Source organism: Pseudomonas parasichuanensis (assembly GCF_021601385.1).
In the GTDB taxonomy this organism is placed as follows: Bacteria; Pseudomonadota; Gammaproteobacteria; order Pseudomonadales; family Pseudomonadaceae; genus Aquipseudomonas; species Aquipseudomonas parasichuanensis.
The window spans coordinates 26,120-45,527 of the sequence record NZ_BQHO01000040.1 but is presented as its reverse complement, the minus strand read 5'-3'; the positions used below and the strand labels follow the sequence as shown (position 1 = coordinate 45,527).

At 65.7% G+C, this 19,408-nt stretch carries 20 protein-coding genes and 1 pseudogene; 12 read left to right on the top strand and 9 right to left on the bottom strand.

All coding sequences use genetic code 11. The features are described from left to right. Window positions 1-218: 218 nt before the first annotated feature. On the bottom strand, window positions 219-674 hold the full coding sequence (locus tag L6D77_RS23980) for a flavodoxin (RefSeq protein WP_232884900.1): 456 nt from the start codon (window positions 672-674) through the stop codon (window positions 219-221). A 174-nt stretch (window positions 675-848) separates the two neighbouring features. On the opposite strand from L6D77_RS23980, the gene L6D77_RS23975 reads away from it, so the two are divergent. The 5 genes from L6D77_RS23975 to L6D77_RS23955 all read left to right on the top strand — a co-directional run bounded on the left by L6D77_RS23975 (window position 849) and on the right by L6D77_RS23955 (window position 3,641). Further along, on the top strand, window positions 849-1,466 hold the full coding sequence (locus tag L6D77_RS23975; protein ID WP_232884901.1) for a hypothetical protein: 618 nt from the start codon (window positions 849-851) through the stop codon (window positions 1,464-1,466). A 193-nt stretch (window positions 1,467-1,659) separates the two neighbouring features. Next, the gene (locus tag L6D77_RS23970) at window positions 1,660-2,232 is read left to right on the top strand and encodes a putative antibiotic biosynthesis monooxygenase (protein ID WP_232884902.1); all 573 of its coding nucleotides are present in this window, start codon (window positions 1,660-1,662) and stop codon (window positions 2,230-2,232) included. 76 nt (window positions 2,233-2,308) lie between these two features. Next, complete coding sequence (gene folM / locus L6D77_RS23965; protein WP_232884903.1) at window positions 2,309-3,001, top strand: dihydromonapterin reductase; 693 nt, start codon at window positions 2,309-2,311, stop codon at window positions 2,999-3,001. Window positions 3,002-3,010: 9 nt separating this feature from the next. Next, the gene (locus L6D77_RS23960; protein ID WP_110991715.1) at window positions 3,011-3,307 is read left to right on the top strand and encodes a DUF1244 domain-containing protein; all 297 of its coding nucleotides are present in this window, start codon (window positions 3,011-3,013) and stop codon (window positions 3,305-3,307) included. Further along, window positions 3,300-3,641 (top strand): HopJ type III effector protein, encoded by a 342-nt coding sequence (locus tag L6D77_RS23955; protein ID WP_232884904.1) that lies wholly within the window; start codon window positions 3,300-3,302, stop codon window positions 3,639-3,641. The genes L6D77_RS23960 and L6D77_RS23955 overlap by 8 nt, the downstream gene beginning before the upstream one ends. 142 nt (window positions 3,642-3,783) lie before the next feature. On the opposite strand, the gene L6D77_RS23950 is transcribed toward L6D77_RS23955, so the two are convergent. The 3 genes from L6D77_RS23950 to L6D77_RS23940 all read right to left on the bottom strand — a co-directional run bounded on the left by L6D77_RS23950 (window position 3,784) and on the right by L6D77_RS23940 (window position 7,173). Beyond that, window positions 3,784-4,692: an alpha/beta hydrolase family protein gene (locus tag L6D77_RS23950; RefSeq protein ID WP_232884905.1), complete on the bottom strand. Its 909-nt coding sequence runs from the start codon at window positions 4,690-4,692 to the stop codon at window positions 3,784-3,786. A 156-nt stretch (window positions 4,693-4,848) separates the two neighbouring features. After that, entirely contained in the window at window positions 4,849-6,060 is a 1,212-nt protein-coding gene (gene fabV, locus L6D77_RS23945) for an enoyl-ACP reductase FabV (protein WP_232884906.1), read from the bottom strand. Between the two features lie 252 nt (window positions 6,061-6,312). After that, a complete protein-coding gene (locus tag L6D77_RS23940; RefSeq protein ID WP_232884907.1) occupies window positions 6,313-7,173 on the bottom strand; it encodes a LysR substrate-binding domain-containing protein in 861 nt (286 codons plus the stop codon). Window positions 7,174-7,307: 134 nt separating this feature from the next. Between L6D77_RS23940 and L6D77_RS23935 the strand changes: the two genes are divergently transcribed. The 4 genes from L6D77_RS23935 to L6D77_RS23920 are packed head-to-tail and all read left to right on the top strand — an operon-like array spanning window position 7,308 to window position 11,476. Beyond that, window positions 7,308-8,363, top strand: coding sequence for an agmatine deiminase family protein (locus L6D77_RS23935; RefSeq protein ID WP_232884908.1), 1,056 nt, complete (start codon window positions 7,308-7,310; stop codon window positions 8,361-8,363). Then, window positions 8,360-9,256 carry an N-carbamoylputrescine amidase gene (gene aguB / locus L6D77_RS23930; RefSeq protein ID WP_232884909.1) on the top strand — a complete coding sequence of 299 codons (897 nt, stop codon included), beginning with the start codon at window positions 8,360-8,362 and terminating at the stop codon, window positions 9,254-9,256. The genes L6D77_RS23935 and aguB overlap by 4 nt, the downstream gene beginning before the upstream one ends. 2 nt (window positions 9,257-9,258) lie before the next feature. Next, the gene (locus L6D77_RS23925) at window positions 9,259-10,353 is read left to right on the top strand and encodes an extracellular solute-binding protein (RefSeq protein ID WP_232884910.1); all 1,095 of its coding nucleotides are present in this window, start codon (window positions 9,259-9,261) and stop codon (window positions 10,351-10,353) included. 4 nt (window positions 10,354-10,357) lie between these two features. Next, window positions 10,358-11,476, top strand: coding sequence for an agmatine deiminase family protein (locus L6D77_RS23920; RefSeq protein ID WP_232884911.1), 1,119 nt, complete (start codon window positions 10,358-10,360; stop codon window positions 11,474-11,476). A gap of 172 nt (window positions 11,477-11,648) precedes the next feature. Here the strand turns inward: L6D77_RS23920 and L6D77_RS23915 are convergent, their stop codons facing one another. Continuing rightward, complete coding sequence (locus tag L6D77_RS23915) at window positions 11,649-12,182, bottom strand: cytochrome b/b6 domain-containing protein (protein ID WP_232884912.1); 534 nt, start codon at window positions 12,180-12,182, stop codon at window positions 11,649-11,651. After that, on the bottom strand, window positions 12,179-12,448 hold the full coding sequence (locus L6D77_RS23910; RefSeq protein WP_232884913.1) for a PepSY domain-containing protein: 270 nt from the start codon (window positions 12,446-12,448) through the stop codon (window positions 12,179-12,181). Before L6D77_RS23910 ends, L6D77_RS23915 begins: the two co-directional genes overlap by 4 nt. A gap of 198 nt (window positions 12,449-12,646) precedes the next feature. On the opposite strand from L6D77_RS23910, the gene L6D77_RS23905 reads away from it, so the two are divergent. After that, window positions 12,647-13,825, top strand: coding sequence for an acetyl-CoA C-acetyltransferase (locus tag L6D77_RS23905; protein ID WP_232884914.1), 1,179 nt, complete (start codon window positions 12,647-12,649; stop codon window positions 13,823-13,825). 169 nt (window positions 13,826-13,994) lie between these two features. Here the strand turns inward: L6D77_RS23905 and L6D77_RS23900 are convergent, their stop codons facing one another. Further along, entirely contained in the window at window positions 13,995-14,702 is a 708-nt protein-coding gene (locus L6D77_RS23900; protein ID WP_232884915.1) for an SDR family oxidoreductase, read from the bottom strand. Window positions 14,703-14,778: 76 nt separating this feature from the next. On the opposite strand from L6D77_RS23900, the gene L6D77_RS23895 reads away from it, so the two are divergent. Next, window positions 14,779-15,735, top strand: coding sequence for an arsenic resistance protein (locus L6D77_RS23895; protein WP_232884916.1), 957 nt, complete (start codon window positions 14,779-14,781; stop codon window positions 15,733-15,735). A gap of 154 nt (window positions 15,736-15,889) precedes the next feature. On the opposite strand, the gene L6D77_RS23890 is transcribed toward L6D77_RS23895, so the two are convergent. Further along, on the bottom strand, window positions 15,890-16,414 hold the full coding sequence (locus L6D77_RS23890; protein ID WP_232884917.1) for a histidine phosphatase family protein: 525 nt from the start codon (window positions 16,412-16,414) through the stop codon (window positions 15,890-15,892). A gap of 61 nt (window positions 16,415-16,475) precedes the next feature. Further along, a pseudogene (locus L6D77_RS23885) lies at window positions 16,476-17,522 on the bottom strand (5-methyltetrahydropteroyltriglutamate--homocysteine S-methyltransferase); the annotation flags it as partial. Window positions 17,523-17,841: 319 nt separating this feature from the next. Here L6D77_RS23885 and L6D77_RS23880 point away from each other — a divergent pair. Then, window positions 17,842-19,392: a methylenetetrahydrofolate reductase C-terminal domain-containing protein gene (locus tag L6D77_RS23880; protein WP_232884918.1), complete on the top strand. Its 1,551-nt coding sequence runs from the start codon at window positions 17,842-17,844 to the stop codon at window positions 19,390-19,392. Window positions 19,393-19,408: the final 16 nt, after the last annotated feature.

The following is a 19,408-nucleotide window of genomic DNA, read 5'->3' as shown; positions in this document are numbered from 1 at the left end:
CGTCCAGCACCATCTCGGCAGCTTGGACTTTGTATTCTCTTGAGTAAGATTTACGCACTGATTTTGCCTCCAATTGGGCGCCATCATAGCGCCCGAAGAAGGTGTCCAAAATCATTAGGCCAGTTCAAGGCCGCTCCTACAGAAAGCTGCGCAAATCAGCGGCCCTCGCTGGATGATGCGACCTATGAGGGTGCGACAGCTCGCCGTTGCAGGCGAAATCAGCCTTTCAGGGCAGCCGCAAACTCCGCCAGCCACGGCTCGGCATCGGTCTCCGGGGTCACGGTCTCGCTGGCATCCAGGCGCAGCATCGGCAGCACCTCACGCACGCCCAGCTCGGCAAACAGCTCGCGCAGCTGCTCGCCACCGCCGCAATAGGTATCGCCGTAGCTGGAGTCGCCCAGGCCGATCACCGCCCCCGGCAAACCACGCCAGGCGGCGGGCAGCACATCACGAATCACGCTGTACAGCGGCATCAGGTTGTCGGGCAGTTCGCCCATGCCGGTGGTCGAAGTCACCGCCAGCAAGGCTTGCGGGGCAAAACCCTCGATATCCTGCAGGGTGGCACGGCCTGCATGCCAGGCTTCATGGCCGGCAGCGTTGAGCAGCGAGGCGGCGTGACGGGCGACTTCATCGGCGGTGCCATAGACCGAACCGGAAATAATGGCGACTTTCATCGGTTGAGGATTCCGAAACTGAGTGAAAGCGTAGGATACTAGCACCCGACAGTGGCAAAAGGCCGCCTACCCCTAAAGTCACAACACGCCGACCAGTGACCTGAACCAAACGCATTCGCCATTGTCCACCGCCTTGACCTAATCACCGTTATCAACGGTACTTCGAGTTCGACCATGCAAGCAGACGCCCTTCTCTCCCAGGACGAACTGGATTTCATCCAGAACATGCAGCATTCGCCGCAGTTGAACCTGGCCGACCCGATGTCGAGCCTGCTGGTCAATGGCGACCGTCGTCTGAAGGACCTGCTCACCCGCCTGGTGGCCAATGAACAGGTCACGCTGCAGGCCAGCTTCAACAACCAGCAACTGAGCTTCCCCCTGCAACTGGTGGAAGACGAGTTCCACGCCCTGCACCTGCAACTGGGCTCACCGGACATCTACGAAGACGGGCCCATGCTGCGCCCGTGGCGCCTGTCGCTGGAGCAACCGGTGGCATTGCTGGATGACCACCACCAGGCCAGCGACCTGTGGGTACGGGATATTTCCTTCAAGGGCGTGCTGGTGGAGGTGCATGGGCAGAGCAAGGCACCGACGCATTTCGAGCTGCACTTCGCCGCCGAAGATATTCCGCCGATCGGCCTGCACGGCGTGTTGCGCCGGCGCATCGGCCCCAGGCTGGCGGCCTATGACCTGTCGCACACCCCGGCCGAAGAGATCGAGCGCCTGCGCGAGTACATTCTTCAGGCCCACCGCCAGGCGCACCCTGAGCTGCACGCGCAAGCGAACTTCTGACACGTTTTCACACGCTCCCAACCTGCTGGGGGGCGCCTTGCGCCCCGATCGCGGCACAAGGCCGCTCCTACAGTCATCGATGATCGGGCATAATCCGCGCCCGATTCTTGCAAGCATGCCTGCGCCGCCCACCACCCCGGGCCGCATGCCAAGGGGCCGGCTACCCGCCAGCCCCGTCGCCAGGAGATACACGATGTCTACCCACCCCGTCACCCTGATGGTGTCGCGCCGCGCCGCCCATGGCCGCTACCAGGACCTGCTGGCCTGGCTGCACGAAGGCGAACAGCTGGCCACCGACTTCCCCGGCTACCTGGGCTCAGGCATCCTCGCCCCGCCTGCCGAAGGCGATGACTTCCAGATCATCTTCCGTTTCACCAATGAACAAACCCTGCACGCCTGGGAGCATTCGGCCTCGCGCCGCACCTGGTTGCAGCGTGGCGACGGCCTGTTCGAACGCCCCAAAGAGAGGCGCGTAAGCGGTATCGATGGCTGGTTTGGCACCAACACGGTGCAAAAACCGCCGCGCTGGAAACAGGCCACGGCCATCTGGCTGGCGTTCTTCCCGGTCTCGCTGCTGTTCAACCTGCTGTTCGGCCACTGGCTGGCACCGCTCGACTTGCTGGCGCGGGTATTGCTCAGCACCCTGGCCCTGACACCGGTCATGGTGTACCTGTTCATCCCGCTGTCGACCCGCCTGCTGGCCGGCTGGCTGAACGCCGCGCCGCGCTCGGCCGCAGCCCGCGGCGAAGGCCTGCGCAGCCGCTGAGGCACGGGCTCGCAAGGCGGTGCAGTTCGGGTATGCTGGGGCATCACGCACGGACAGACGAACAGACCGCCCGAACATGAACAGCCCTATCCTCATTACCGGTGCCAGCCAGCGTGTCGGGCTGGCCCTGGCGCTGGAGCTGGCCCAGGCCGGCCATACGGTGGTCAGCGCCAGCCGCAGCCTCAATGCGCACGCGGCGCACCCGAACATCCAGCAGTTCCAGGCCGACCTCACCCACGCCGACGACCGCCAGGCCCTGATCGAGCACTTGCACAGCCACTACGACGGCCTGCGCGCGATCATCCACAACGCCTCGCTGTGGCTCGACGACGGCCTGGACAACCTCGACACCATGTTCCGCCTGCATGTCGAGGCGCCCTACCACCTCAACCTCGCGCTGGGTGAGCTGCTGGGCAAGGTAGACAAGGCCGACATCATCCATATCTGCGACGAAACCTCTTCGCGCGGCAGCAAGAGCCATATCGGTTATGCCGCGACCAAGGCCGCGCTGCAGAACATGGTGCTGTCGTTCGCCGAAAAGTACGCGCCCAAGGTGCGCGTCAACGGTATCCTGCCGGGCCTGCTGATCCTCAAGGAAGGTGGCGACGAGCACTATCGCCAGCAGACGCTGAAAAAAGCCCTGCTGGAGTTCGAACCCGGCGCCCGCCCGCTGATCGACGCCGTGCTGTTCCTGCTCAATAGCCAGTACAGCACCGGCAGCCAGGTGGTCATCAACGGTGGCCGCCATCTGAAGAACCGCATGACCTGAGAGACCGCCATGACTCCCCAGCAACAGCTCGAACTCGAAGCCGCCGCGTTCCGGCGCCTGGTCGACCACCTGCAAAAGCGCACCGACGTGCAGAACATCGACCTGATGAACCTCTCCGGCTTCTGCCGCAACTGCCTGTCCAAGTGGTACAAGGCCGCCGCCGACGAGCGCCAGGTCGACCTGAGCATGGACGACGCCCGCGAAGCGGTGTACGGCATGCCTTATGCCGAGTGGAAAGCCCAATACCAGAAAGAAGCCAGCGCCGAGCAACAGGCGGCGTTCGAACAAGGAAAACCCCGTGACTGACCTGAACACCCTGCGCAGCAGCCTCGCCAGCGGCGAACATGTGTTTGCCGACACCCTGGCGTTCATTGCCGCCAACTACAGCTACCAGCCGCAAGCCTTCGACAACGGTGATGTGCAAAACGCCGCCGGGCAGAACGAAGGTTCGTGCAAGACCCTGGGCATGGCCCTGCTGGAGGGTTTGAGCGACCAGGAAGCGCTGCTGGCCTTTGGCGAGCACTACCGCAGCGTGGTGGCCACGCCCGAGGGCAGTGACCATGGCAATATCCGTGCGCTGATCAAGCATGGGCTGGCGGGGGTGAAGTTTGCCGCGCAGCCTTTGGCGCGCCTGGCTTGAGACTGCTGGGGCCGCTTTGCGGCCCTTTCGCCGGCAAGCCGGCTCCCACATGGACCACGCCATCCTCAAGGGCTGCGCTGTACCTGTGGGAGCTGGCTTGTCGCAGCGGCGAACCGCAGCGATAGGGCCGGTACAAGCTACCTCAACTGACGATCTGACCGGTTACATCAGGCGCCAACCGCCCCTCCTGCAACCACCCCAACGCAATCGGCCAAAGGCTCTGGCGAAAGCGATCATGGAAGAACGCAAAATGGCCGATACCCTCAACGCCGACATCCACAGGCGCCACCCGCAGGTGCTTGCGCCCGCGCTCATCCAGATACCCCAATAACCGCTCGGTGGCCGCCACCGTGCCAAAGGGATCGTCCGTCAGGCTGATCGCCAGGGTCGACGCATTGACCTGGGCAAAAGGCCGCGCCTGCAGCAACCGCCCACTGGGCCGGTGCTCGAAGCGTGGCGTCGGCGTGCTCCAGTCATGCACCACCCCCGCCGGCGTGTCTTCCAGCCACCCCAGGCGCTTGCCGGGGAAATAGCCAAACACCCGGGTCAGCAGCGGCATCAGCACATGCCATTTGCCATACAGCTGCCAGCGCTGGTCTGTCGCATAGTCACGCCAGTAGGCGAACTGCGCGCCCACCAGCACTGCGTGCTTCACCTGCCCCGCCGAGGGCGCCAGCCCCAGCGCCCAACCGCCGAAACTGTGCCCCACCACATGCAGCGGCTGGCCCGGATGCTCGGCCGCGGCCAGTTGCAGCATGGCCTCGAAATCCAACCGCCCCCAGTCACTCCACGAGGCCTGGAAACCGCGCAGCGAGGCCGGGCGCGACTCGCCGATGCCACGGTAGTCGTAGCTCAGCACATCGAAGCCTTGGGCGAACAGGTAGTCGGCAAAACGCGAGTAGTAGCGGCAACGCACCGAGGTGGCGGCGTTGATGATCACCAGCGGGCGCTGGCTATCGGAGGTGGCGTGGCGCCAGCGGAAACCGCCGAGGCTGTAGCCGTCGGGGGCGTTGTGGCGAAAGGCGGTGGCGGGTTGGGTCAGGCTGCTCATGGCGCGCCTCTGTGTTGTTGTGCGCCAACGCTAGCAAAAAATCTGTCGTCTGTACCGGCCTCATCGCCGGCACGCCGGCTCCCACAGGATCACCACTGTCTTGAACATTGTGGAAGTCCCGTGGGAGCTGGCTTGCCAGCGATGGGGCCGACGCGATTACAGCTCGACGCAGTCGAACTTCACATCGGTGGCCACGTCTTCGTCGTAGTTGACGTCAGCGCGCTCGAAGCCGAACAGGTTGAGGAACTGCTTCTTGTAACCGGCGTAGTCGGTCAGCTCGAACAGGTTCTCGGTGCTTACCTGTGGCCACATGGCGATGCAGGCGTTCTGCACGTCGTCGCGCAGCTCCCAGTCGTCCAGGCGCAGGCGTTTTTCTTCGTCCAGTGCTGCCGGGGCGCCATCGGCGCGGTACATGCGGTCGCGGAACATGCGATCCAGCTGGTCCTGGGTGCCTTCGTGCAAGCCCTTCTCCTGCATGATCTTGAAGACCATGGACAGGTACAGCGGCATCACCGGGATGGCCGCGCTGGCCTGAGTGACCACCGACTTGAGCACCGCCACGTTGGCGCCACCTTTGATTTCGCCGGCCAGTTTCTCGTTCAGACGCTGGGCGGTTTGGTCGAGATCCTGCTTGGCCTTGCCCAGGGCACCGTGCCAGTAGATCGGCCAGGTGATTTCGGTGCCGATGTAGCTGAAGGCCACGGTGCGCGCGCCTTCGGCCAGCACGTTTGCACCGGCCAGGGCGTCGATCCACAGCTGCCAGTCCTGGCCACCCATGACGGTGACAGTGTCGGCAATTTCCTGCTCGGTGGCCGGCTCGATGCTGGCCTCGATGATGGTGTCCTTGTTGGTGTCGATGGCGGTCGACTTGTACGTCTCGCCAATCGGCTTGAGCGCCGAACGGATCAGCTCGCCGGTCTGCGGCAGCTTGCGCACCGGCGAGGCCAGCGAGTAGATGACCAGGTCGACCTTGCCGCCCATTTCGTTCTTGATCAGCTCGATGACCTTGGCACGGGCTTCGTCGGAGAAGGCGTCACCGTTGATCGACTTGCTGTACAGGCCCTCGGCCTTGGCGAACTTGTCGAAGGCGGCGGCGTTGTACCAACCGGCGGTGCCGGCCTTGGTCTCGGTGCCCGGCTTTTCGAAGAACACGCCCAGGGTGTCGGCCTTGAAGCCGAATGCCGCGGTGATGCGGGCGGCCAGGCCGTAGCCGCTGGAGGCGCCGATCACCAGGACTTTCTTCGGACCATCCTCGCGCACGCCCAGCTTGCGGGTGGCTTCGATCTGGTCACGGACGTTGAGCTCGCAGCCCTTGGGGTGAGTCGTGGTGCAGATGAAACCGCGAACCTTGGGATGAATGATGGCCAATGTCTGTACCTCGTCAGGTTTAGGCTGGGGCAGCACCCGGATCCTGGGGCTGCCGTTTGATCTTGAGGGTGAGACTACCCTCGCACGTTATCCGACACATAATACGGGGTGATTCGCGCCACTGCATGATTGAACTCATTACGTAGGAGCGGCCTTGTGCCGCGAAAGGGGTGCAAAGCGCCCCCAGCATTTGTGGCGCACCTCAAGATCGCCGGGGCCGCCATGCGGCCCTTTCGCGGCACAAGGCCGCTCCTACAGGGACGGTGTCAGTTGCAGGGCTTGGCGTAACCACTCCAGAAAGCGCCGCGCCTGCGGGTCATCCTGGCTATCGCGATGCACCAGGCAACTCCACGCCGGCCCACGCACGCGCTGGGCAGACAACGCCTGCAACCGCCCCTGCGCCACCAGCCGCTGCGCCAGCAGCTGGCTGACCAGGGCTATCCCCAACCCCTCGCCCGCGGCATCCAGCAGCAACCCCGGGTCGGAGAAATTCAGCCCCTTGCCCTGCTGCCCCACATCCTCGCCGCCTTCGACCTGCCAGTGGCTCCAGTCCATCTCCCGCTCGCCATGCAAGGTGGTGCGCCCCTGCTCGGCCAGGTCCGGGTGGCAGGCCGGATACAGCCGGTCCTGGTGCAACACACTGAAGCTGCATTCAGTCTGGGCGCCGATGTCATCACGGATCGCCAGGTCGATGGTCTCGCTGGCCATGTCCGGCGCCTCGAAGCTGGTGAACAGCCACAGGTCCACCTCCGGGTAACGCTGGTGAAAGTCCGCCAGGCGCGGCAGCAACCAGTGCCGGGCGAACGCCGGGGTGGTGTTGACCACCAGCTGGTTGGGCTTGCGGTACTGGTCCAGCCGGCGGATGCCCACCGCCAGCTGCTGCAGCAAGGTCTGGGTGGTGCTGAGCAGGTCATGCCCGGCATCGGTCAGGCTGACGCTGCGCCCGGTGCGGTGGAACAGCGGCTGCTCCAGGTAGCCCTCCAGGCTGCGGATCTGCTGGCTGATCGCCGACTGGGTGAGGTTGAGGGCCTCGGCGGCCTTGTGAAAGCTGCCCAGGCGGGCGGCGGCTTCGAAACCGCGCAGGGCGTTGAGTGGGGGCCAATGCTTGAGCATGCTGATAAGCCTGACTGATCAGAAATACGCTAAATCTATCGTTTGTCGCCCCAACTGCCCAGCCATAACATGGGCAACAACACCCGCGACGGCGGGCTTCGTTGATAACAATCCCTAATAGATCGGAGTTCACTATGACCCTGTCCCACGACAGCGGCTGGCGCATGCCTGCCGAATGGGCCCGCCACGCCGCCACCTGGATGATCTGGCCGCACAACCAACCGCTGTGGGAATCGGGCTGGGGCGTGACCCTGGCCGACGTGCAGCGCGACTATGCCCGGGTGGCCACCGCCATCGCCCGCTTCGAGCCGGTGAAGATGGTGGTCGACCCGTCCGCCATGGCCACCGCCCGCGAGCTGTGCGGCCCTGGCATCGAGCTGATCGAGCTGGCCGTGGACGACAGCTGGTGCCGCGACAGCGGCCCGAGCTTCCTGGTCCACCCGCAGCAAGGCGTGGCCGGCCTGAGCTGGCGCTTCAACGCCTGGGGCAACAAGTCCGAGCACGGCAAGGACCGCAGCCTGGCCCGGCGCATCCTCGATCAGCTGGGCTTGGAAGGTTTCAGCACCCCGCTGTGCAACGAAGGCGGCGCCATCCACGTGGACGGCGAAGGCACGCTGATCACCACCGAATCGGTGCTGCTCAACCCCAACCGCAACCCCGGCATCAGCAAGGCCGAGTTCGAGGACTGCTTCGCCCGCCTGCTGGGCATCCGCAAGACCCTCTGGCTGCCGGGCGACCCGCAGTACGTGACCGGTGACATGACCGACGGCCATGTCGACGGCGTGTGCGCCTTCGCCCGCCCCGGCGTGCTGCTGGTCGATGCCACCCATGACAAGGGCTCGGTGTACGCCGAGGTGGCCCGCGAGAACCGCCGTGCGCTGGAGCTGGCCACCGACGCCCAGGGCCGTAAGTTCGAGCTGCTCGACCTGTATGAGGCCACGGCGGCCGTGGACACCGACGCCGAGGTGTTCTGCGCCTCCTACACCAACTTCTACCTGGCCAACGGCGCGGTGATCATGCCGGCCTACGGCATCGACGCCGACCAGGCCGCCGCCGAGCAGCTCGCCCATGCCTTCCCCGGCCGCGAAGTGGTGCCGGTGCGCATCGACCATATCGCCCATGGCGGCGGCGGCATCCACTGCATCACCCAGCAGCAGCCGGCCTGGCCACTGCAAGGGGAACGCCCATGAGCACCCTGCGCATCGCCACCACCCAGATGGCCTGCAGCTGGGACGTGCCCGGCAACCTCGACCGCGCCGAGCAACTGGTGCGCCAGGCCGCCGCGGACGGCGCCCAGGTGATCCTGCTGCAGGAGCTGTTCGCAACGCCCTACTTCTGCATCGAGCAATGCCACAGCCACCAGGCCCTGGCCGAGGACTACCACGACAGCCCGCTGCTGCGCCGCTTCGCCGCCCTGGCCAAGGAGCTGGGCGTGGTGCTGCCGCTGAGCTGGTACGAGCGCGCCGGCAATGCCTTCTTCAACACGCTGACCGTGGCCGACGCCGACGGCACCCTGCTGGGCGTGTACCGCAAGAGCCATATCCCCAACGCCATCGGCTACCAGGAGAAGGAATACTTCAGCCCCGGCGACACCGGTTTCAAAGTCTGGGACACCGCCTTCGGCCGCCTGGGAATCGGCATCTGCTGGGACCAGTGGTTCCCCGAGACTGCCCGCTGCCTGGCGCTGATGGGCGCCGAAGTGCTGCTGTTCCCCACCGCCATCGGCTCCGAACCCGGCGCCGCCGGGCTGGACTCGCGCGACCATTGGCAGATCGCCATGCGCGGCCACGCCGCCGCCAACCTGTTGCCGGTGGTGGCCGCCAACCGGGTTGGCATGGAAGTGGCCAACAGTGACAGCAGCCTGTCGATGCGCTTCTACGGCTCGTCGTTCATCTGCGACCACAAAGGCGCCCTGCTCGCCGAAGCCGACCGCGCCAGCAGTGGTGTGTGGCTGCACGACCTGGACCTGGCGCAGATGCGCGAGGACCGCCTGAGCTGGGGCGTGTACCGCGACCGCCGCCCCGACCTGTACGCGCCGTTGATGACCCTCGACGGCCGCACCCCGCACACCGAGAGGGCCTGACCATGCCACGCCGTCCATCACAACTGTTGGCCATCGCCGCGCTGCTGGCCTGCGCCGGTGCCGCCCAGGCCGAGCAGGATGCCTTGCGCCTGTACAACTGGGCCGACTATTTCGCCGAAGACACGCTCAAGCGCTTCACCGCCGAAACCGGTATCCCGGTGATCTACGACGTCATGGACGGCAGCGAGGTGCTGGAGGCCAAGCTGATGTCCGGGCGCAGCGGCTACGACCTGGTGTTCCCCGGCGACACCGTGGCCGAACGGCTGATGCGCGCCGGCAGCCTGCAGAAACTGGACCGCAGCCAGCTGACCGCGCTGGACGATATCGACCCCAGCCTGCGCAAGCTGCACGACCAGTACCCCAAGGCCAGCCAGGCCACCGTGCCCTACACCTGGGGCACCATCGGCCTGACCATGGACGCGAAGAAGATCCGCGAGCGCATGCCCGACGCCCCGCTGGACAGCCTCGACCTGCTGTTCAAGCCGGAGCTGGCGGCGAAGTTCGCCGACTGCGGCATCTCGATGATCGACTCGCCCGACGAGGTGCTGGCCGTGGTGCTGCACTACCTGGGCCGCGAACCGCGCAGTGCCAAACCCGATGACCTGGCCGCCGCCAACGCGCTGCTCAAGGGCATCCGCCCCTATGTGAAGAAGCTGCAGTCGCAGCCGGTAACCGAGCTTGTCAACCAGAACATCTGCCTGTCGCTGGGCTACAGCGGCGACGTGATCCAGGCCCAGCGCACCGCCGAAGCCGCCGGCAAGGCCATCGACTTCCAGTACCGCGTGCCCCGCGAAGGCACCACGGTGTGGATGGACACCATGGCCATCCCCGCCGATGCCAAGCACCCCGAGTACGCCTATCGTTTCATCAACTTCGTCATGCGCCCGGAGAACATGGCCGCGATCAGCAGCACCACCGGCTACCCCACCGCCAGCGCCAAGGCGCGGCCGCTGGTGGACGCGCGGCTGCGCGACAACCCCGATATCTACCTTGACCCGGCCGCCTACGCCCGGCTGATCCCCGGCAAGGACATCCCCCAGGCCGACATGCGTGCGCGCATGCGCGTCTGGACCCGTTTCAAGACTGCACAGGACTGACCCCATGCCCACTCGCCGCACCTTCCTTCAACAGCTGAGCGTGGTCGCCGGCGCAAGCGCCGCCGCCAGCTTCGGCCTGCCCCTGGGCAGCGCCCGCGCCGCCGAGGCCGGCCGTTGGTTCATGCCCGACGAGGGTGAAAAACAGCAGTGCGCCTACATCGCCTTCGGTGCCCAGGACGCCATCTGGGAAGACTTCACCGAAGACGTGCAGGCCGCGCTGGGCCGTATCGCCCGGGCCATCGCCGCCTACCAGCCGGTGACGGTGTTCTGCCGCGCCAGCGAGCGCGACATCGCCGAAGAAGAATGCGGCAGCCACAACATCACCTATGTCGAAACCGAGCTGGACGACATCTGGATGCGCGACATCGGCGCCAACCTGGTGCTGGACGACGATGGCGCGCTGGGCGCGGTGGATTTCAACTTCAACGGTTGGGGCGGCAAGCAGCAGCACCGTTACGACGCCAAGCTGGCGGCCCGCGTGGCCAAGCTGGCCGGCGCCCAATACCAGCGCAGCGAGCTGGTGGGCGAAGGTGGCGGTATCGAGGTGGACGGCCACGGCACCGGGATCATGACCGAGAGCAGCTGGATCAACCGCAACCGCAACCCCGACTGGAGCAAGGCCGAGGTCGAAGAGGAGCTGAAGGCACGCCTGGGGCTGCGCAAGATCATCTGGCTGCCGGGCATCAAGGGCAAGGACATCACCGATGCCCACGTGGACTTCTATGCGCGCTTCGCGGCGCCCGGCGTGGTGGTGGCGAACCTGGACAACGACCCGGACTCCTACGACTACGCAGTGACCCGCAAGCACCTGGAGATTCTCAAGAACGCCACCGATGCCGATGGGCGCAAGTTGCAGGTGCATACGATGTCGCCGCCGTTGAAACCGCGCAGCAACAAGTTCAGCAAGGGCAACCCGGACTTTGCCGCGGGGTACATCAACTACTTCGTGATCAATGGCGCGGTGATTGCGCCGCAGTTTGGTGATCGCAGTGCCGATGAAAAGGCCCGGGCGTTGCTGGTGCAGTTGTATCCGGGGCGCACGGTGGTACAGCTGGATATCGATGCGATTGCGGCGGGTGGGGGTGGCATTCACTGCGTGACCAACCAGTGCCCGGCGGTGTAGATGCAAGCGTAGGGGCGAATGCCTGTCAGTTAGCGCTACATCACCATTTCGGGGGCTGCTTTGCAGCCCTTCGCGGGCAAGCCCGCTCCCACAGGTACAGCGCTCAATTCAACCTTTGCGCAATCCTGTGGGAGCGGGCTTGCCCGCGAAAGGGCCGCAAAGCGGCCCCTGCTCATGGATCCTCAGGCGACCGCCGCCGCCCGGTCACCATCGACAACGGCAGGTTCTCGCGCAGCCGCACACTCTCCACCACCGCCGCCAGCAGGTGCACGCCCACCAGCGCCAGCACCACGTCGGCCAGCCAGCTGTGCAGCGTCTCCAGCCACTCGGCGCCCCACAGGGCATCCACCTCCAGCATCATCCAGCCGGTCACACCCAGGCTGGCAATACCGGTCATCATCAGCACCATCACCAGCGCGCCGATCGGCGTATGCCCCAGGCGGTGATAGTGCTCACCACGCCAAAGCGCCAGCGCATGCACCTTCAACCGCGCCCGGGTGGGCCAGAAATCCACCCAGCGCGCACTGCGCGGCCCGACAAAACCCCAGGCAACGCGCAGCACCAGGCAGGCGCCGGCGTAGTAGCCCAGCCACTGGTGCCAGTCGTCACCGGCCTCGTTGAAGAAGTAATCGGCAAAGAACACCAGCGCCAGGGACCAGTGGCACAACCTGAGCAACGGGTCCCACAGCCGCACGCTGGCGGTCACTTATGGATCTCGGTCTTGATCGCCTTGCCGGTGACCGGGTCGTGGTAGATCTCGACCTTGCGCCCGTCCTTGTCGAAGCCGTAGATCTCGTAGCAGTTGCCCTTGGTGACCTGGAACTTGTTGATCTTGTAGCCCTGCTCCTTGAGCTGGGCCTGGAACTTGTCGGCATCCTGCCAGGTGCTGCGGTCGGCCGTGGTGCATTCGGTCTTGGCGAAGGTGTTGGCGCTGGCAAGCAGCAGGGTGATGGCAATCACTGAGTAGCGCATGGCAGGAAGCTCCGATCTGCTGGTTGGAAAACGCTCCCCCCCGAAGCTGATGCCAAGCTTAGTTGCGCGCGGCGCAGGCGTGGCCCGCCGCCGCTTATTCATTTGAATTTCGGATCAATGGCAAAGAAAAACAAACTTCCCAAATCAGCGCCTGGCAGGGATGCTGTGGCGATCATGACCGTACCCCGGAGAACAACAATGAACGAAGTCGTCATCGTCGCCGCCACCCGCACTGCCATCGGCAGTTTCCAGGGGGCGCTGGCCACTGTGTCCGCCGTCGAGCTGGGCGCTGCGGTGATCCGCCAGCTGCTGGCCCAGACCCAGCTGGACCCGGCCCAGGTCGATGAAGTGATCCTCGGCCAGGTGCTCACCGCCGGCGCCGGGCAGAACCCCGCCCGCCAGGCCGCGGTCAAGGCCGGCCTGCCCTATGAAGTGCCGGCGCTGACCCTGAACAAAGTCTGCGGCTCGGGCCTCAAGGCCCTGCACCTGGCCGCCCAGGCGATCCGCTGCGGCGACGCTGAAGTAGTGATCGCCGGCGGCCAGGAGAACATGAGCCTGGCGCCCTACGTGCTGCCCTCGGCCCGTACCGGCCAGCGCATGGGCCACGGCCAGCTGGTCGACAGCATGATCACCGACGGCCTGTGGGATGCGTTCAACGACTACCACATGGGCATCACCGCCGAGAACCTGGTGGAAAAATACGGCATCACCCGCGAGCAGCAGGACGCCTTCGCCGCCGAGTCCCAGCGCAAGGCCGTGGCCGCCATCGAGGCCGGGCGCTTCAGCGCTGAGATCACCCCGATCCACATCCCGCAGAAAAAAGGCGAGCCGCTGGTGTTCGACACCGACGAGCAACCGCGCGCCGGCACCACCGCCGAATCCCTCGGCAAACTGCGCGCCGCCTTCAAGAAAGACGGCAGCGTCACTGCCGGCAACGCCTCCAGCCTCAACGACGGCGCCGCCGCGGTGCTGCTGATGAGCGCCGGCAAAGCCAAGGCCCTGGGCCTGCCGGTGCTGGCCAAGATCGCCGCCTACGCCAGTGCCGGCGTGGACCCGGCGATCATGGGCATCGGCCCGGTGTCGGCCACCCAGCGTTGCCTGGACAAGGCCGGCTGGCAGTTGGGCGAGCTGGACCTGATCGAGGCCAACGAAGCCTTTGCCGCCCAGGCGCTGGCGGTGGGCAAGCAGCTGGAATGGGATGCGGCCAAGGTCAATGTCAACGGCGGCGCGATTGCCCTGGGCCACCCGATTGGTGCGTCGGGTTGCCGGGTGCTGGTGACCTTGCTGCATGAAATGATCAAGCGCGATGCAAAGAAAGGCCTGGCCACCCTGTGCATCGGTGGCGGGCAAGGTGTGGCGCTGGCGATCGAGCGGTAAGCCCACCTATTGGCGCCTTGCACGCACACTGTAGGAGCGGCCTCGTGCCGCGAAAGGGCCGCAACGCGGCCCCAGGATTTGCGGGGCTGCTCCGCAGCCCTTTCGCGGCACAAGGCCGCTCCTACAGAAACGCAGCGCACGCCAAAGGGGCCGACTTGACGGCCCCCGTTCAGAACCGCTCGTCGCGCAGCGCCGGCAGGGTGATATCGCGCACATAGCTGGCGGCGGACAGGCTCAGCATCATCCGGCACACCTGCACCACATCGTGCAGCGGGATCAGCGAACCTTCACCACGCTGCTCGGCCTGGGCCAGCGGCACATCCAACCCGTCCTCGGTATTGAGGTAGCCCAGGTTCAGGCAACTCACCCCCAACCCCTGCTCGCGGAAACCTTCGCGCAAGGTTTCGGCGATGCCGCGCAAACCGAACTTGCTGGCACCGAAGGTTACCTCCGGCCGCCCGCTGCCCGGCAACGCCGAAGTCGAACCGGTGAGGATGATCCGCGGCCGTGCGCTTTGCAGCAGCACGGGCAGCAGGCGCTTGATCAGTAAAAGCGGCGCGGTGAGGTTGGTGGCGACCATGCGTTCGATCTGCCCATCGTCATCGTCGAGGAAGCTGTAGCCCTCCTCGAACGCCCGCTCTTCCCAAATCCCGACGTTGTAGACCAATACGTCCAACCCCTCGCCGGCCACCGCCTCATGGATCGCCGCCGCGGCCTGGCGGGGTTGGCCGAGGTCGGCCTCGATCCAGCGTACCGACCCCGGCAGCGCCGCAGGCCGTGTGCGCGACACGCCGATCAGCGTATCGCCCGCCTGGCCCAGGCCCTCGACCAGTGCCTTGCCCAATCCCTTGCTCGCACCTACCACTAGAATTCGCATCGAATCACTCCCTATGGTTTGCGCCAGATAGTACCCTGCCCGCCCCAGTAATTCAGTCGGACATGCCAGGACGCCCGTGGACAGAGAGCAACTCGAACGCAACCAGATCCCCGTTTACTTCATCGCCGTGGTAATCGCCGCCGCTGTTGGCCTGCTGGCGCCTGCAGCGGCCCGGCCACTGGAGCTGCTGGTGACCCCGGCCATCGCCGTGCTGATGTACGCGATGTTTTTGCAGATTCCCTTCCTCGATTTACGCGCCGGGCTGGGCAATCGGCGCTTCATGGGCGCGCTGCTGCTGGCCAACTTCGTGCTGGTGCCGCTGCTGGTGTGGGCCGGCACCCGAGGGCTGGTTGACCACCCCGCCGTGCTGGTCGGCGCCCTGCTGGTGCTGCTGACGCCGTGCATCGACTACGTGGTGGTGTTCACCCACCTGGGCAAGGGCGAGTCGCGCCTGACCCTGGCTGCCACGCCAGTGCTGTTGCTGGTGCAGCTGGCGCTGTTGCCGCTGTACCTGGCGCTGATGCTCGGTGGCGCCCAGCAGGTGGATATCTCGGTGGCACCGTTTGTGGAAGCCTTCGTGCTGCTGATCGTGCTGCCACTGTTGCTGGCCGTGGCTACCAGCAGCGGGGCCCAGCGCTCGCCGCTGATTGCCAGATGGAACGACGCCTGGGCCTGGCTGCCGGTGCCGGCCATGGCGCTGGTGCTGATTGCGGTGATCGGTTCGCAGATTGGCGTGGTGGTCAGCCGGCTGGATGAGTTGCTGCCGGTGCTGCCGGTGTATGTCGGCTTCGCCTTGCTGGCGCCGCTGCTTGGCTGGGTGGCGGCGCGGCTGCTGCGGTTATCCACAGGCGAGGCCCGGGCGGTGACCTTCAGCGCGGCGACGCGTAATTCGCTGGTGGTGTTGCCGTTGGCGTTGGCGCTGCCGGAGCCGATCCGCGCGCTGGCGGCGGCGGCGGTGATTTGCCAGACGCTGGTGGAGTTGGTGAGTGAGCTGGTTTATATCCGCGTGGTGCCGGCGTTGGTGCGGCGGTAGGCCTGTAACTTCGCTCAATTCGAGTTTGCCGGGGCTGCTTCGCAGCCCTTTCGCTGGCAAGCCAGCTCCCACAGTGATTGCCCAGCACGGTCCCTGTGGGAGCTGGCTTGCCAGCGAAAGGGGCGCGAAGCGGCCCCAAGGCCTTACATGTTTATCACATGAGCTGCAGCCGCCACTGACCGTAACGACTGAACCGCACACGGGCCAGGGGCGGTACATCAATGCGCTGAAACGACGCCAACGGCGCCCCCAGCGCATGCAACATCGCGGCGCGGATGACAAAGGGATGGGTGATGGCGACCCACTCACCCTCGGCCAGGGCACTGTCCATCCACCGGGCCACACGCTCGCACAGCGCGGCGATTGATTCACCACCGTGGGGTGCGGCCTGCGGGTCGGTGAGCCACAACTGCAGCGCCTGCTCGTCCAGATGCTTGAGCGGCATGCCTTTCCAACTGCCCAGGTCGCAGTCGCGCAAACCTTCATCGACCGTCGCATCCAGCCCCTCGGCGGTTTGCCGGGCGCGTAGCTCGGGTGCGGTCAGGTAGCGGGCAGTTGTGGATAACTCGGTCAGCGGCCCCGGCGCATCACGCAGCGGCTCGTCATCCACCGCGAAGCGCCCCACCCGCTGCGCATCGGTGCGGGCGTGGCAAACCAGGGTGAGGTGAGTGGGCTTCATGGCAGGCCGCTATGGTCGCAGTGGAAAGTGCGATGGTGCCTGAATGATCGCGGGGCTGCTACGCAGCGCACAGGCGCGAGGCTTCGGCCTGGGCAAGCGCCGTCGTCAGCGCTGCCACCTCCTGGCACTGCTGCATGGCGAAGGCCAGCGGGCTGTGCAGCAGCGAACACGATGGCGCGACCCACAGGCGGTCACCCAGGCGCTCATGGGCATGGTGCAGTACATCCAGCGCCTGCTCCAGGTCGCCGTGCCCAGCCTCGCGGCCGTTGACCACGCCCAGCGACAGCACCTTGTAGGCCGGCAGGCGGTCGAGCAGGGTCTGGAGCTGGTCCGGGGCGCACACCAGGTCGACGTGCAGGCCATCGACCGGCAGGTTGGCGGCCAGGCCGAGGTTGGCATCCAGGCCACCGAAGTAAGTGGCGATCAACTTTTTCAGCGGGGCGCGCTGGAGGATGTTGTAGGTGCGCTCGTAGGCGTTCTTCCAGTCCTGCGGCAGGTCCAGGGCGAGGATTGGCTCATCGATCTGCACCCATTCCACGCCCTGCGCCGCCAGGCGGTTCAAGATCTGGTCGTACAGCGCCAGCAAGCGGTCGAGCAGGTCCAGCTTGTCGAATTCGCCGCCCTTGGCCTTGCCCAGCCACAGGTAGGTCAGCGGGCCGATCACTACGGGCTTGACCGCGTGGCCCAGGGCCTTGGCTTCTTCGACTTCCTCGAACAACTGCTCCCAGCTCAGGGCGAACTGTTGGTCGGCGGTGAATTCGGGGGCCAGGTAGTGCTCGTTGGTGTCGAACCACTGGGTCTCGCCTTGGGCGATGGCGAACAGGGTTTTCAGCGTCGGTTTGGCACCGTCCTCGGCCTTGAAGCGCTCAGGGATCACGCCGAAGGTCAGCGAGTGGGTCAGCACCTGGTCCTGCCAGGCAAAGTCGCCGACCGGCAGCAGCTCGATGCCGGCGGCCTTTTGCGCCTGCCAGTTGGCTGCACGCAGGGCACGGCCCACGGCACGCAGGCCAGCCTCGTCCAGCTCGCCCTTGCAGAACGCCGCCTGGGCTTGCTTCAGCTCATCATCGCGGCCGTTGCAGGGAAAACCCAGGTTGTGTGCCAGTGCCATGTTCGTGCCCTTAGATGCTTGAAATTGAATGAGGGCATTTTGCTGGGGCTGTGGAGGTGAGACAAACTCATAAAATTTGAGATGAACTCAAGAATTTCTCATGATCCTATGCCACGCCCGCCTCACAGGCCCTATCGCCGGCAAGCCGGCTCCCACAGGGGCTGTGAGGTCCTTGTGGGAGCCGGCTTGCCGGCGATGAGGCCAGTGGGATCAACCCCGAATGTCTCAAACAACACATTCCCCCGCGCAACCAGACATGCCCCCGCGCGCCGATCTGCGTCACACTGCCACCCTGCCCAAACCCGGTAGCCCGCCCACCATGAGCCTGCTGAAAACGACCCTGGACGCCAACGCCTTCGCCTGCATCCTCGAGTTCGTGCCCAAGCCTTCCGCCGAGCGTTTCACCACGCTGGACACCCTCATGGCCCGCACCCAGCTGTGTGGCTGGCCGCTGACCGTGGCCATCGGCGACCGCGTGGGCAGCGCCCTGGACATGTCGCCGCTGGACGCCTTCGCCAGCCTGGCCGAGCCCGTCCCCGCCCTGCTGCACTTCTCTGGCAAGGACCGCGAACGCCGCGACCTGCTCGCCCAGCTGCAACGCATGGACGCCGCCGGCCTGGACCAGTTGCTGGTGCTCACTGGCGACCGTCTGCCCGGCCACACTCCGGGTGAACGCCCGGTGCGCTACCTCGAATCCGTCGCCGCATTGCAGATCGTGCGCCAGGCCCGCCCGCACTGGCTGCTGGCCGCCGCGCTCAATCCGTTCAAGTACCAGGAGGCCGAGGGCGGCGCGCAGTACTTCAAGGCCGAGAAGAAACTGGCCGCAGGGGCCGACCTGTTCATCCTGCAACTGGGTTTCGACATCGAGAAACATCAGGAAGCGTTCGACTGGATGCAGCGCCAGCACCAGCCGAAACCCCTGATGGCCTGCATCATGGCGCTGACCGAAGGCCGCGCCGGCATGCTCGAGCACGTCGCCGGGGTGACCGTCACACCGTCGACGCGCGCCCTACTGGCCGCCGAGACGGCAGTGTCCAAGCAGTACGCCAAGGACCGCGCCAACCAGCGCCTGGCCCTGCAAGTGATCGGCTTGAAGTTGATGGGCTATGCCGGTGTGCACTTGTCCGGCATTCATGATGTCGCCCAGTTCGAAGCGCTGGAGCAGGCCATCACTGAGCTGCAACCGCTGTTCACCACTTTCAAGGATTGGACGCCCGCCTGGCATGCGGCCTGGCAGGAGCCTGGCCTGCCAGCCGTCACCTTCCACCCGCCCGGGCATGCCTGGCGCCTCGGGCAACGACAGATCACCGCGTCGACAAAAGAGCAGGCCCGCTATCACCTGCTGGAAGCGATGCACCATCAACTGTTCAGCCGCACCACGCCGCTGAGCAAGGCCTTTGGCTGGGCTGTGATGCGACCGCTATGGCGCAACCCGGCGGCAGCAAAATGGCTGCACCAGCTGGAACGGCGCATCAAGCGGCCGATGGTGGGCTGCGATACCTGCGGCAGTTGCCGGCTGGAGGACACCCTGTACATCTGCCCCGAGACCTGCCCCAAAGGGCTGGCGAACGGGCCTTGCGGCGGAACCCGCCTGGACCGCTGCGAGTTTGGCGACCGGGAATGCGTGCACAGCGCCAAGTACCGGCTGGCGGTGAGTGTGGGGCGGGCCGAGGTGTTGACTGAGCGGTTGATCCCCTGTGTGCAGGTGGAGAACCGGCATCGCAGTTCGTGGCCGGTGTGGTTCGAGTCGGGGACACCACAACCCTGTGAGCCCGCGCCGAGGAACGAAGCGGATGAGGCCCAGCATGCCACGACACCTGAGCGCCTGGCTGCGCCCCGGCGGGTGAAGGTTACGCTGGAAGATCTATAGCGCGCGGTGCAAGCCG

Bases quoted from the DNA above. Each gene is read 5' to 3' on its own strand.
- L6D77_RS23980 (WP_232884900.1), bottom strand. From the start codon at position 674: ATGAAAGTCGCCATTATTTCCGGTTCGGTCTATGGCACCGCCGATGAA.
- L6D77_RS23975 (WP_232884901.1), top strand. From the start codon at position 849: ATGCAAGCAGACGCCCTTCTCTCCCAGGACGAACTGGATTTCATCCAG.
- L6D77_RS23970 (WP_232884902.1), top strand. From the start codon at position 1,660: ATGTCTACCCACCCCGTCACCCTGATGGTGTCGCGCCGCGCCGCCCAT.
- folM (WP_232884903.1), top strand. From the start codon at position 2,309: ATGAACAGCCCTATCCTCATTACCGGTGCCAGCCAGCGTGTCGGGCTG.
- L6D77_RS23960 (WP_110991715.1), top strand. From the start codon at position 3,011: ATGACTCCCCAGCAACAGCTCGAACTCGAAGCCGCCGCGTTCCGGCGC.
- L6D77_RS23950 (WP_232884905.1), bottom strand. From the start codon at position 4,692: ATGAGCAGCCTGACCCAACCCGCCACCGCCTTTCGCCACAACGCCCCC.
- L6D77_RS23940 (WP_232884907.1), bottom strand. From the start codon at position 7,173: ATGCTCAAGCATTGGCCCCCACTCAACGCCCTGCGCGGTTTCGAAGCC.
- L6D77_RS23935 (WP_232884908.1), top strand. From the start codon at position 7,308: ATGACCCTGTCCCACGACAGCGGCTGGCGCATGCCTGCCGAATGGGCC.
- aguB (WP_232884909.1), top strand. From the start codon at position 8,360: ATGAGCACCCTGCGCATCGCCACCACCCAGATGGCCTGCAGCTGGGAC.
- L6D77_RS23925 (WP_232884910.1), top strand. From the start codon at position 9,259: ATGCCACGCCGTCCATCACAACTGTTGGCCATCGCCGCGCTGCTGGCC.
- L6D77_RS23920 (WP_232884911.1), top strand. From the start codon at position 10,358: ATGCCCACTCGCCGCACCTTCCTTCAACAGCTGAGCGTGGTCGCCGGC.
- L6D77_RS23910 (WP_232884913.1), bottom strand. From the start codon at position 12,448: ATGCGCTACTCAGTGATTGCCATCACCCTGCTGCTTGCCAGCGCCAAC.
- L6D77_RS23905 (WP_232884914.1), top strand. From the start codon at position 12,647: ATGAACGAAGTCGTCATCGTCGCCGCCACCCGCACTGCCATCGGCAGT.
- L6D77_RS23900 (WP_232884915.1), bottom strand. From the start codon at position 14,702: ATGCGAATTCTAGTGGTAGGTGCGAGCAAGGGATTGGGCAAGGCACTG.
- L6D77_RS23890 (WP_232884917.1), bottom strand. From the start codon at position 16,414: ATGAAGCCCACTCACCTCACCCTGGTTTGCCACGCCCGCACCGATGCG.
- L6D77_RS23880 (WP_232884918.1), top strand. From the start codon at position 17,842: ATGAGCCTGCTGAAAACGACCCTGGACGCCAACGCCTTCGCCTGCATC.